Below are 14,020 nucleotides of genomic sequence, written 5' to 3'. Positions count from 1 at the left end.
TGTGGGGAAAATAAACAAGTAAAAGGTGGATAATTATGAAAGCAAAGAAATTGATTGTAGGTATGGCGGTATTTTCATTCGCAGCAATATTGTTAGGGGGTTGCGGAGCGGACAACAACAATACAGCGTCTTCGTCAACTAGTGAAAGTACATCACAAACTTCTGCAAGCGATTCAGCATCAACAGAAAGTACAGAAGCGACCGTTGTTGCGGGCGAACCAATGCAAGATGGGACGTATCGTTTAGAAGAAAAGAACTACAAAAACGACTACCGTGTTACTTTTGAGATCACAGTCAAAGACGGCAAAATCGTTGAATCAAAATATGACAACGTGAATGCTGATGGCGAATCAAAAACAGAAAACACTGAATACAATGAAACGATGAAAGAAAAAGCAGGCATCAGTCCAGAAGAATTTATTCCTAAATTCAATGAAGAATTAGTTGCCGCACAAAGCCCTTCTTCAATCGAAGTAGTTTCTGGCGCGACTCATTCCTTTGATTCCTTCCAAAACTATGCACAACAATTGATCCAAGCGGCGCAAGCAGGCAACACGGATACCATTGAAATCGACAACGGTGCAGACTTGCAAGACGGAACCTATACATTAGAAGAAAAGAACTACTCAAACGGTTACCGCGTGGTCTTCTCAATGACTGTGGCTGACGGCAAAATCTCTGAATCAAACTACGACTACCTAAACGAAGCCGGCGAGTCGAAAAAAGATGATACAGAATACAATGAAAACATGGAAGCAAAATCTGGTACTGGTCCAGAAGAATTCATTCCAAACTTCAATGAAGCTTTTGTTTCTGCAGTCAATGCTGAAGATGGTTCTGTGGCAGACATGGACGTCGTTTCTGGTGCAACCCACAGCTTCCACAGCTTTGTTATCTATGCACAACAATTGTTGAATGCAGCTGAAAAAGGTGACCAAACAACCATTGAAGTCGATAACTTCGTTACTGAATAATCACAACTTTTTTGAATGAAGAGGACAGCATTCGCTTTGAGTGCTGTCTTTTTTTCGTGGGCAGCAAGGTCATAAAAGCAAGTTCGTGCAAAAGGAAGCAATCTGGCGGGAAGTTTTTTTTAAAAGAACTGTTTTTTACAAAGAAGAAAAAGTTCGATTAAGGATTCCTAAAATACGTTGCGGAATCACGGAATGCCCCTTTTCATTCTGCTAAAAAAAGGCTATTATATGAAGGTTGAAGACAATAGAAAAGAGGAAAATCATGAAAAAGAAAGTAACGTTTTTTCTGATGTTTGTTTTTTTAGGCACAATGTTGGCAGCTTGTGGCAGTAATCAGGAAGCAACGACGCTGCGGGAAGAACCATATTTTCAAGAAGAATTTTTATTAGGCACTTATACTCGAATCCGCATTTATGATGAAGGCAAAGAGGACGCTATGAAGCCAGCCTTTGACCGCATCAGAGAATTAGGCGATAAAATCACCATCAACCAAGCAGGATCAGAGATCGATGAAATCAATGCGCAAGCTGGCATCAAACCAGTGAAGGTTTCGGATGATATTTATTATTTGCTAAAAGAAGCTTACGATTACAGTGTGAGATCAGAAGGCGGCTTTAATATGGCCATCGGTGCCATCACCCAATTATGGCGAATCGGCTTTGATGATGCCCGCAAGCCAGAGCAATCTGAGATCGATGAAGCATTGAAACATATCAATTATGAACAAGTCGAGTTTAACGATGAAGATCAAACCGTTTATTTAAAAGACAAGGACATGATCCTTGACCTTGGGGCGATCGCTAAAGGCTATATCACGGACGAAGTCGTCAAAGTGTTGAAGGACAATGGCGTGACTTCCGCGATCGTCGATTTGGGCGGGAATGTCTATGTGTTAGGTCATAGTAACCGTGGCACAGATGAGCCATGGAATGTCGGAATCCAAGACCCGAACAAATCTCGCGGCTCGATTATCGGTAGTATCAAAGAAACCAATAAAACAGTGGTTACTTCAGGGATCTACGAACGCTACTTAGAAGTAGACGGCAAAACGTATCACCATATTTTTGATTCTGAGACTGGTTATCCTTACGATAGCGATGTAGCAAGTGTGACTGTGATCACCGACAAATCCATCGATGGTGACGGGTTGACTACGGTGGCGTTTGATAAAGGGGTCAAAGAAGGCTTGGCTTATATCGAACAGCATACCGAAAAGGGGACCGATGCGATCTTTATCACAAAAGAAGATAAAGTGTACGTAACAGACGGCATCAAAAATACCTTTGAGCTTTCAGAGGAATCAGGCTACACGATGGGTGATCGTGCTGATTTAGAATAGGAGGAGTGAAAGATGTCTCTTTCAGTGTTTTTAGAAGTAGTGGAGATCCGTACCAAAGTGGCCAGTGTCTTCCCCTTCATTATGGGTGTGTTGTTCTCGTTGGTGTATTTTCATGAATTTCATCCTTTGAATACCGCAATCTTTTTTCTGGGGATGTTGCTGTTTGATTTGACGACAACGTCCATCAACAATTATATGGATTTCAAAAAAGCCAAATCAGAAACCTACAAATACCAGCACAATGTGATCGGGCGAGAAAACATCTCAGAAGCTACTGTTCGCAATCTGATTTTTGCGATGTTGGCAGGAACCTTGTTAATTGGTCTTTACTTGTCGTTTGTCACTGGCTGGTTGCTGCTAGTGATGGGGTTGGTCGTTTGCTTTATCGGAGTCTTTTATACCTTTGGCCCCATTCCGTTATCGCGGATGCCTTTAGGCGAGGTGTTCAGCGGCGTAACGATGGGGTTAGGGATTTTTGCCATCACGATCTATATCAATACTATTGATCAAAAAGTGTTTTATCTGGCACTGGATTTTGCAAATGGGACCTTTGGTTTAGTTGGGAACCTCTGGGCCGTGTGTGCCATCGTGTTGGCATCCTTGCCATTGATTTTCACGATTGCTGACATCATGTTAGCCAATAACTTACGGGATCTGGAAGCCGATATCGAAAATCACCGCTACACACTGGTGTACTACATCGGTCGCGAAGCAGGTATCCGTCTGTTTCAAGGAATGATGCTAGCTTCCTACGCCGCTATTTTATTGGGCCTCTTGTTTGGTCTCTTCCAATGGCCGATTTTGCTCGTGTTTCTGACACTGCCAAAAATCCGCCAAAACTTGAAAGAACATCAAGCCAGCCTGCCGCACCCACGTAGCTTCGGCTATTCGATTAAAAACATGATTTTATTCAACAGCAGCTATGCCTTGGGCTTACTTTTGTGCCTGCTGTGGCAATTGCTGTAAAAGAAAAGATCGACCTGCTCTTGAAAGAGCAGGTCGATCTTTTTTATGTGGGGAATGAAAGAGCGCATAAAAACTGTAGAAAAGACATGATAAAAGAACAAGCATCCTACTTATTATGAAAAGATGAGGCTCGCTTTCTCTGCGGAATTGATCGTAGCAGTAAAGTTTGTTTGGGAGCTGCCTAGGTTGCTTTTTATTTAACCCCTCGGAATAAGCAGGTCTGTTTATGGAGTGTTTGTGTTTACGCTTGCTGTGACTGGTTACCTACGAAAGCAGCCTCAATACCGTTCCAAACTGATTTCTCCAGAAGAAAGCACCTTGCGCTCCGTCGCTGTTTCCACCACTAATTCACCGGTGTTGGTAATGTCTTTGGCGATCCCTTCATAGGTCACACCTTGTTGCGTAAATTGAACGGTGCGGCCCAAAACGAAGGATTTCTGCCGATAGCGGGCCATATAATTCATGTCAGGCAGTTGCGCTAACAATTGGAAGAACCGACGCCAAATTTCTTGGATCAACGCGGCCCGAGAAAAGGTTGGATACTCTTCACCAGGAAAGAGTGAGGTCGCTTTTTCCCGAATCTCTGCTGGAAACTGCTGTTGCGGAATTGAAAAACTGATGCCGATACCGATCACAACCGAAGTAATACGGCCTGTCTCAAAGTCACTGGTTGCTTCAGACAAAATACCGCAGATTTTTTTTCCATCTAAGTACAGATCGTTGACCCACTTAATGGCCGTTTCCTTCATTAGAAGGGCATCGATGGCTTCGGCAACTGCTACCGCCGCCAGAACGGTATATTGCGGCAATTCTTGAAACGCTTGGTTTGGTTTTAAAAGCAAGCTCATATAGATCCCTTGTTTTTTCGGTGAGAAAAACGGTCGTTCGAAGCGGCCATGACCGCCTGTTTGCGTTTCGGTCAAAAAAAGGGCGGGGGTTGCCAGACCACTATCCAAAGCGGCAATCTTGGCTTCTTTCATGGTGGATTCAACAGCTTCCTTGATTTGAATCGTGGGAATCATCGGCAAGGCTGCCGCAAGTGCTGCTTGATCGTATCGATCATCCGAGACAAAGCGATAGCCGTTGGCCAAGTGTTCGAAATGATAGCCTTCTTTCTCGAGTTCTTTAATGGCTTTCCAGACTGCTGTACGGGAGATCGACAAAGCTTGGGCTAGTTTCTCTCCAGATAGCACAGTATCTTCTTTTTGTAATAAGGTCAGTATTTTTTCTTTTGTCGTCATAAGGATATCCTTCCTAATGTTTCACGTGTAACGTTTTCGTTAGCATAGCAAGAAATCGGCAAAAAGCAAAGTAGTTTCTTACGAAAAACCGTCCACACCAGCCTTGTTTTTTTCTTTAGAAAATCTTAGGAAATGGGTGCGCCAGAAAAGCATTGTAACTTCCAATGAAAGCTTGACAGAGAAGTGCTTCATCTGTATAATAAGGAGTTGCAAAAACTATCTGAACGAAAAAAGCAGAAACGAAATATTGTCCGTTTCGGCTTAGGAATAAGGAAACAAAAGTAGAAAATGCCCAATGCATCCGTTCTATTTTTGGTTTTTTTTTGCCTAAAAGCCGCAAAAAATGCTTTCTGTAACCTATATTTAATATTTGTTACAGTTTTGTAAATAATCGGATAGCCTTTTTGAAAGACTTTATGAAGAGGTGAAGAGCTTGGCTGGACACGTAGTAAAATACGGAAAGCATCGCGAACGTAGAAGTTTCGCACGGATCAGTGAAGTATTAGAATTACCGAATTTGATTGAAATTCAAACCGACTCTTACCAATGGTTCCTAGATGAGGGCCTAAGAGAAATGTTTGAAGATATTTTGCCAATCGAAGGATTCAACGGTAACTTGTCCCTAGAATTTGTGGATTATGAATTGAAAGAACCAAAGTATACAGTAGAAGAAGCACGTGCCCATGATGCAAACTATTCGGCACCATTACATGTTACTTTGCGTTTGACGAACCGTGAAACCGGGGAAATCAAATCCCAAGAAGTATTCTTTGGTGATTTCCCATTAATGACTGAACAAGGAACCTTTATCATCAACGGGGCAGAACGGGTTATCGTTTCTCAGTTGGTCCGCTCTCCGGGTGTATATTTCCATGGCAAAGTCGATAAAAACGGCAAAGAAGGCTTTGGTTCAACTGTTATCCCTAACCGCGGTGCGTGGTTAGAAATGGAAACTGATGCCAAAGATATCTCATACGTACGGATTGACCGTACCCGTAAAATTCCTTTGACGGTCTTAGTCCGTGCCCTAGGGTTTGGTTCTGATGATACGATCTTTGAAATTTTCGGCGACAGTGAATCATTGCGTAACACGATCGAAAAAGACTTGCATAAAAACGCAAGCGATTCTCGTACCGAAGAAGGATTGAAAGATGTTTACGAACGTCTTCGTCCAGGCGAGCCAAAAACAGCAGACAGCTCACGCAGCTTGCTGAACGCACGTTTCTTCGATCCAAAACGTTACGACTTAGCAAATGTTGGTCGTTACAAAGTAAACAAAAAATTAGACTTGAAAACACGTCTATTGAACTTGACCTTAGCAGAAACCTTGGTTGACCCTGAAACAGGCGAGATCATTGTTGAAAAAGGCACTGTTTTGACTCACCAAGTCATGGAAACACTAGGCGCATTTATCGATAATGGCCTAAACAGTGTAACGTACTATCCATCAGAAGATGGGGTCGTTACCGAACCAATGACCGTCCAAGTCATCAAAGTCTTTTCACCAAAAGATCCAGAACAAGAAGTCAACGTGATCGGTAATGGCTATCCAGATACTGCCACACGTACCGTTCGTCCAGCAGACATCATTGCTTCAATGAGCTACTTCTTCAACTTGATGGAAGGCATCGGCAATGTCGATGATATCGACCACTTAGGAAATCGTCGGATTCGTTCTGTTGGTGAATTATTGCAAAACCAATTCCGGATCGGGCTTGCTCGGATGGAACGTGTCGTTCGTGAACGGATGTCGATCCAAGACACCGAAACCTTGACACCGCAACAATTGATCAATATTCGTCCAGTTGTCGCAAGTATCAAAGAATTCTTTGGTTCTTCTCAGTTGTCACAGTTCATGGACCAAACAAACCCACTGGGTGAGTTGACCCATAAACGTCGTCTATCTGCCTTAGGACCTGGTGGTTTGACCCGTGACCGTGCCGGCTATGAAGTCCGAGACGTTCACTATTCCCACTATGGCCGTATGTGTCCGATCGAAACGCCTGAGGGACCAAACATCGGGTTGATCAACAGCTTGGCCTCTTATGCCAAAGTCAACAAGTATGGCTTCATTGAAACACCATACCGTCGAGTTGACCGCGAAACAGGCCGTGTTACAGACAAAATCGATTACTTGACTGCCGATACCGAAGACCACTACGTTGTGGCCCAAGCAAACAGCTTGTTAAATGAAGACGGCTCTTTCGTAAACGACGTTGTTATGGCGCGTGCTACTTCTGAAAACTTGGAAGTATCGATCGATAAAGTCGACTACATGGACGTATCACCAAAACAAGTAGTCGCAGTCGCAACCGCATGTATTCCTTTCTTGGAAAACGATGACTCCAACCGTGCCTTGATGGGTGCCAACATGCAGCGGCAAGCTGTACCATTGATCAATCCGAAAGCACCTTGGGTTGGTACTGGTATGGAATACAAATCAGCACATGACTCAGGAGCTGCTTTGTTATGTAAACATGATGGAATCGTAGAATACGTGGATGCAGCCGAAGTGCGCGTTCGTCGTGACAATGGCGCATTAGACGTTTATTCTGTTACCAAATTCCGTCGTTCAAACTCAGGAACCAGCTACAACCAACGTCCATTAGTGGCACTTGGTGAAAAAGTGGAAAAAGGCGACATCTTAGCAGATGGCCCATCTATGGAACAAGGTGAAATGGCATTAGGACAAAACGTCTTAGTCGCATTCATGACTTGGGAAGGGTACAACTATGAAGATGCCATCATCATGAGCCGTCGTTTGGTGAAAGATGATGTTTACACTTCTGTCCATATTGAAGAATATGAATCAGAAGCCCGCGACACAAAATTAGGACCTGAAGAAATCACTCGCGAAATCCCGAACGTTGGGGAAGACGCGTTGAAAGACCTAGACGAAATGGGCATTATCCGCATTGGTGCGGAAGTCAAAGATGGCGATCTGCTTGTTGGGAAAGTCACTCCAAAAGGGGTAACGGAACTTTCAGCAGAAGAGCGTTTGTTGCACGCAATCTTTGGTGAAAAAGCCCGAGAAGTGCGTGACACTTCTCTACGCGTGCCTCACGGCGGCGGCGGAATCGTCCACGATGTCAAAATCTTTACCCGCGAAGCTGGCGATGAATTGTCACCAGGTGTGAACATGCTGGTTCGCGTTTATATCGTTCAAAAACGGAAAATCCATGAAGGGGATAAAATGGCCGGACGTCACGGAAACAAAGGGGTCGTTTCTCGCATTATGCCAGAAGAAGACATGCCTTTCTTACCAGATGGCACACCAGTCGATATCATGCTGAACCCATTAGGGGTACCTTCTCGGATGAACATTGGACAAGTATTAGAGTTACATTTAGGAATGGCTGCGCGTCAATTAGGCATTCACGTGGCAACACCAGTCTTTGATGGAGCCAGCGATGAAGATGTTTGGGCAACGGTTGCTGAAGCAGGAATGGCCAGCGATGCCAAAACAGTGCTTTACGACGGACGTACCGGCGAACCATTTGATGGCCGCATCTCCGTTGGTGTCATGTACATGATCAAATTGGCCCACATGGTCGATGATAAATTGCATGCCCGTTCCATTGGACCTTACTCATTGGTTACGCAACAACCATTGGGAGGAAAAGCCCAATTTGGTGGACAACGTTTCGGAGAGATGGAAGTTTGGGCACTGGAAGCATACGGTGCTGCTTACACCTTGCAAGAAATCTTGACCTACAAATCAGATGATGTGGTTGGTCGTGTGAAAACATACGAAGCGATCGTCAAAGGGGAACCAATTCCAAAACCAGGTGTACCAGAATCATTCCGCGTATTAGTAAAAGAATTGCAATCACTGGGTCTAGACATGCGTGTCCTAGATATCGATGATGCAGAGATCGAACTGCGTGATATGGATGATGACGATGATGATTTGATCACCGTTGATGCCTTAACAAAATTTGCGGAGCAACAAACAGCCCGTGAATTAGAACAAAAAGCACAAACAGAAGCTAAAAATGCCGCCGACGCGTTGAACCAACAAATCGAGACAGCAGAAGATCGCTTGCAATAATAGACGGCCCTCGCTATTTCCGCCACTAGCGGAAATAGCCCCCGTTCTATCGGATATGTCCATGAAATGAAATGGAGGGAACCTTTTTTGATCGATGTAAATAAATTCGAAAGTATGCAAATCGGTTTGGCTTCTCCTGAAAAAATCAGAAGCTGGTCTTATGGTGAAGTAAAAAAACCAGAAACCATTAACTACCGTACGTTAAAACCTGAACGCGAAGGGTTGTTTGACGAGCGTATTTTCGGTCCAACCAAAGACTGGGAATGTGCTTGCGGCAAATACAAACGGATCCGCTATAAAGGCATCGTTTGTGACCGTTGCGGCGTGGAAGTAACACGTTCAAAAGTGCGTCGTGAACGCATGGGACACATTGAACTAGCAGCACCAGTATCACACATTTGGTACTTCAAAGGCATTCCTTCACGGATGGGTCTTGTCTTAGACATGAGCCCACGTGCATTGGAAGAAATCATCTACTTTGCTTCATACGTAGTGATTGAACCAGGAAACACCAGCCTTGAGAAAAAACAACTATTGACTGAACGGGAATACCGTGAAAAACGTGACCAATACGGTCAAGAATTTTCAGCAGCAATGGGTGCCGAAGCCATCAAACAATTATTAGATGGCGTTGATCTTGAAGGCGAAGTTGCTGAATTAAAAGAAGAATTGAAAAACGCGACTGGTCAAAAACGGACCCGTGCGATCCGCCGTTTGGATATCTTAGAAGCATTCCGTGCTTCAGGAAACAAACCAAGCTGGATGGTCATGGACGTTATCCCAGTTATCCCGCCTGATTTGCGTCCAATGGTGCAATTAGAAGGTGGACGTTTTGCCACAAGTGACTTGAACGACTTGTATCGTCGTGTAATCAACCGTAACAACCGTTTGAAACGCTTGTTAGACTTGAATGCACCAAACATCATCGTTCAAAATGAAAAACGGATGCTGCAAGAAGCAGTCGATGCCTTGATCGATAACGGTCGTCGTGGCCGTCCAGTTGCAGGGCCAGGGAACCGCCCATTGAAATCTCTTTCTCACATGTTGAAAGGGAAACAAGGTCGTTTCCGTCAAAACTTGCTAGGAAAACGGGTCGACTACTCAGGTCGTTCAGTTATCGTCGTTGGTCCATTCCTTAAAATGTACCAATGTGGTCTGCCAAAAGAAATGGCGATCGAATTATTCAAACCATTCGTGATGCGGGAACTTGTTTCTCGTGAAATCGCGTCAAACATCAAAAATGCCAAACGCAAAATCGAACGTCAAGAAGACGAAGTTTGGGATGTCTTAGAAGATGTTATCAGAGAACATCCAGTGCTATTGAACCGGGCACCTACGCTTCACAGATTAGGTATCCAAGCATTTGAACCAGTCTTAGTTGAAGGCCGTGCCATTCGTTTGCACCCACTTGTTTGTGAAGCCTACAATGCCGATTTCGATGGAGACCAAATGGCCGTTCACGTACCATTGAACGAAGAAGCGCAAGCAGAAGCACGTATGCTGATGTTAGCAGCCCAAAACATTTTGAATCCAAAAGACGGAAAACCAGTTGTAACACCATCTCAGGATATGGTCCTAGGGAACTACTACTTGACGATGGAAGAAGAAGGCCGTGAAGGGGAAGGCATGATCTTCCGTGACATGGACGAAGCAGTTACGGCATGGCGCAATGGCTACGTGCATTTACACACACGGATCGCTATCAATCCAAACACTTTAGGGGACAAACCATTCACGTCTGAACAAAAACAACGCTTGATGGTAACAACGGTGGGTAAAGTGATCTTTAACTCGATCATGCCACCAGAATTCCCATTCTTGAACGAACCGACAGACTACAACTTGACGGTTCAAACACCAGACAAGTACTTTATTGAAGCTGGTACAGATGTGCCTGCCTTCATCAAAGAACAAGAGCTTGTTGGCCCATTCAAGAAGAAAAACTTAGGAAACATCATTTCAGAAGTCTTCAAACGTTTCCGCATCACTGAAACGTCACGCATGCTTGACCGCATGAAAGACTTAGGATACAGCCATTCAACAATGGCGGGTATCACCGTTGGTATCGCTGATATCATGAACTTGCACGAAAAACATGAAATCATCGACAATGCCCACAAACAAGTTGAAACGATCACGAAACAATTCCGTCGTGGATTGATTACCGATGACGAGCGTTATGAACGAGTTATTGGTGTTTGGAATGCAGCCAAAGATGAAATTCAGTTAAAACTGATGGAATCATTGGAAGCGAAAAACCCAATCTTCATGATGTCTGATTCCGGTGCCCGTGGTAACATCTCCAACTTTACTCAGCTTGCTGGGATGCGTGGATTGATGGCCGCGCCTAACGGACGAATCATGGAGTTGCCGATCATCTCAAACTTCCGTGAAGGTCTATCTGTCTTGGAAATGTTTATCTCGACCCATGGTGCCCGTAAAGGGATGACCGATACCGCCTTGAAAACAGCCGATTCCGGTTACTTGACACGTCGTCTCGTTGACGTTGCCCAAGATGTCATCATCCGTGAAGACGATTGTGGTACTGACCGTGGTTTAGACATTCAAGCAATTCGCGAAGGAAACGAAATCATCGAATCCTTAGAAGAACGTTTGATTGGACGTTACACACGTAAATCAGTGATCCATCCTGAAACTGGCGAAGTCCTTCTAGGGGTCAATGAATTGATCACTGAAGATTTAGCTAAAGCCATCGTGGACGCTGGTATCGAAACAGTATCCATTCGCTCTGTCTTTACATGTAACACCAAACATGGTGTATGTAAACATTGTTATGGCCGCAACTTAGCTACTGGTTCTGAAGTTGAAGTTGGGGAAGCAGTCGGTACCATCGCTGCCCAATCAATCGGTGAACCTGGTACTCAGTTGACCATGCGTACCTTCCATACCGGCGGGGTTGCCGGAGACGATATCACGCAAGGTCTCCCTCGTGTCCAAGAAATCTTTGAAGCCCGTAATCCGAAAGGACAAGCGGTCATTACCGAAGTTACCGGAGAAGTCATCGATATCTCAGAAGACCCTTCAACTCGGACCAAAGAAGTGACTATCAAAGGGGAAACCGATACGCGTACGTATACCGTTCCTTATACTGCCCGGATGAAAGTAGCAGAAGGCGACTTTATCCATCGTGGTGCGCCATTGACGGAAGGATCGATCGATCCAAAACAACTGTTACAAGTTCGCGATGTCTTGTCTGTTGAAAACTACCTATTACGAGAAGTTCAACGCGTTTACCGGATGCAAGGGGTAGAAATCGGCGACAAACATATCGAAGTAATGGTTCGTCAAATGCTGCGTAAAGTCCGCGTCATGGATCCAGGTGATTCAGGCATCTTGCCAGGAACATTGTTGGATATCGCCGACTTTAAAGACCGCAACTACGACACATTGGTAGCCGGCGGCGTTCCTGCAACTAGCCGTCCAGTCCTACTAGGGATCACGAAAGCATCCTTGGAAACCAACAGCTTCTTGTCTGCTGCGTCCTTCCAAGAAACCACTCGTGTGTTGACCGATGCAGCGATTCGCGGCAAGAAAGATCCACTTCTTGGATTGAAAGAAAATGTTATCATCGGTAAAATCATCCCAGCTGGTACTGGTATGCCTCGTTACCGTGAAATGGAACCAAAAGAAGTAACAGTTGCCAGCGAAAATGTCTACAGCATCTCAGACATCGAAGCACAAATGGCTGCTGAAGACGCATTGAACAGCCAAAACTAATCAATGCCCAGCACCTGATTGACTCAGTGTGACGGAAAAGCTTGTCATTCTTCGGAATGGCAAGCTTTTTTTGTTTAGCAAAAGGAAATATCATGAAAATGAATGCGCCCTTCTTTCATCCTAGAAAAGGGGCATTTGGGACGATTAATGAAAGCGTTATTTTTAAAATGTCCAAATCAGTGGACATCGATTAAGAAATACTCGAGCCAAAGAAGGCTATAGTAATGATACGGAGGGAGACAGTATGAAGCTGAGCAAGAGAGAAACACGTTTGATTGAGCAGTTTATGACACAAGGAATGAATTTGACCGCTAATGAACTAGCCACAGCTGCTAAGGTTTCAACAAAAACCATTTATCGGACGATCAAGCGGATCAATGAGGCTGCTGGTTCAGAAATCATTCGGTCTGAAATCGGCAAAGGATTTTGTTTGGATTATGAAGCGTATCTCAAAGGCACGATTGAAAATCAAGAAACGGATCAAAATGATGAGCCGCTTGAGCGGCGTCATGCGATTGCACTGCATGTATTGTTTAAATCACCAAAGCGATTAATGATCAAAGAGCTGTTCGCCCCTTACTATTTGAGTGAAGCAGTGATAAGTAGTGATATCAATCGTCTTGCGGAATATTTTCAGTACTTTGAACTCCAGTTGATCCGATCCGATAAGAGAATTGCAGTGATTGGTACCGAAAAAAATATCCGTCGCTGTGTCAATGATCTCTTTACGAAAACCCATGTGTGGAATGAAGAAATGGTCGCGCAAAAATATCCCATCAATGCCTTTGATATCAACTTTATTACCTCCATTCTTGAATTCATTGAGCGAAAACTCGCGAACAGTATTGCGTATCCTTACAATATGAATATTTTCTCGCATCTGTATATTCTGATTTTACGAATGAGAGAAGGAGAAATTGACCGCGAAGAGATAATTGAGGGGTTAGATGAGGAAGAACAGCATTTGATTGAACAGCACCAAGAGTTTTATCAAATTGCCCAACAAGTGATTGAAAAAATCAATGCCTTTCTCGTGACGGAGCTGCCAGAAAGTGAGGTATTTTATCTCTACCAGTATCTAGTGTCTTCCAGAGTGGAAAACAAACCCTTGGCAATGACCAATCTGACAAAAGATGCCAGCGAAATCACGGAGTTTTTTACTAAGCAGATGGAAAAAGCACTGGGTATCAAATTGAACCAGCAAACAGACAAGACCAATCTACTTTGCCATATCCAGCCGATGCTCTATCGGCTAAAGAATAAAATTATCGTGAAAAATGGGCTGCTGAATGACATTCAACTAGAGTACCCAAGGATTTTTGAGCAAGTGGCACAAGTCAGCAAGGAAGTGGAGCAAACCTATGGAACGAATCCCATATCGGAAGACGAGATTGGTTTCTTGGTTCTGTATTTTGTGAAATTTAAAGTCATTCGTCGGCGCAGACAGCGAGTCTTAATTATGTGCAGCAGCGGCGTAGGGACTTCTGAACTGCTGAAAGTCAAAGTCCAACGGGCATTTCCAGAGTTGGATATCGTGGATGTGCTTTCCGCTCGGATGTATCGAAAGCATGCGCAAGACTATCAGGATATCGATCTGATCTTAACCACCATTAATTTGCCAGTAGAAACGAAGGTGCCGACGATTTTAGTCAATTCGGTATTTACCAAACAGGATGAAAAGCGAGTCAAACAACTATTAGGAGAGATGTAA

The 14,020-nt window shown here is 44.1% G+C and carries 7 protein-coding genes; 6 read left to right on the top strand and 1 reads right to left on the bottom strand.

Annotation, left to right across the window (positions count from 1 at the left end):
- The first annotated feature begins 35 nt into the window (after positions 1-35).
- From pplA to menA, 3 genes are all read left to right on the top strand, one after another.
- Positions 36-974, top strand: a complete 939-nt coding sequence (gene pplA / locus ACIPK1_RS15420) for an extracellular electron transfer flavoprotein PplA (protein ID WP_400451285.1) — start codon at positions 36-38, stop codon at positions 972-974.
- 262 nt (positions 975-1,236) lie between these two features.
- Positions 1,237-2,313 carry an FAD:protein FMN transferase gene (locus ACIPK1_RS15415; protein ID WP_016612068.1) on the top strand — a complete coding sequence of 359 codons (1,077 nt, stop codon included), beginning with the start codon at positions 1,237-1,239 and terminating at the stop codon, positions 2,311-2,313.
- Between the two features lie 12 nt (positions 2,314-2,325).
- A complete protein-coding gene (gene menA / locus ACIPK1_RS15410) occupies positions 2,326-3,279 on the top strand; it encodes a 1,4-dihydroxy-2-naphthoate polyprenyltransferase (RefSeq protein WP_016612070.1) in 954 nt (317 codons plus the stop codon).
- 278 nt (positions 3,280-3,557) lie between these two features.
- On the opposite strand, the gene ACIPK1_RS15405 is transcribed toward menA, so the two are convergent.
- Positions 3,558-4,520 (bottom strand): biotin--[acetyl-CoA-carboxylase] ligase, encoded by a 963-nt coding sequence (locus ACIPK1_RS15405; protein ID WP_008381744.1) that lies wholly within the window; start codon positions 4,518-4,520, stop codon positions 3,558-3,560.
- 433 nt (positions 4,521-4,953) lie between these two features.
- Here ACIPK1_RS15405 and rpoB point away from each other — a divergent pair, with 433 nt between their 5' ends.
- The 3 genes from rpoB (at position 4,954) to ACIPK1_RS15390 (ending at position 14,020) form a co-directional block, all read left to right on the top strand.
- On the top strand, positions 4,954-8,571 hold the full coding sequence (gene rpoB, locus ACIPK1_RS15400) for a DNA-directed RNA polymerase subunit beta (protein WP_008381746.1): 3,618 nt from the start codon (positions 4,954-4,956) through the stop codon (positions 8,569-8,571).
- Between the two features lie 87 nt (positions 8,572-8,658).
- Positions 8,659-12,309, top strand: a complete 3,651-nt coding sequence (gene rpoC, locus ACIPK1_RS15395; RefSeq protein WP_034871965.1) for a DNA-directed RNA polymerase subunit beta' — start codon at positions 8,659-8,661, stop codon at positions 12,307-12,309.
- Positions 12,310-12,553: 244 nt separating this feature from the next.
- The gene (locus ACIPK1_RS15390) at positions 12,554-14,020 is read left to right on the top strand and encodes a BglG family transcription antiterminator (RefSeq protein WP_400451284.1); all 1,467 of its coding nucleotides are present in this window, start codon (positions 12,554-12,556) and stop codon (positions 14,018-14,020) included.

Source organism: Enterococcus sp. NPDC086594 (genome assembly GCF_044746145.1).
GTDB classification, from domain to species: domain Bacteria; phylum Bacillota; class Bacilli; order Lactobacillales; family Enterococcaceae; genus Enterococcus_D; species Enterococcus_D entomosocium.
Note: the sequence above shows the minus strand (reverse complement) of the source record. Positions and strands in the feature narration are given on the sequence as shown.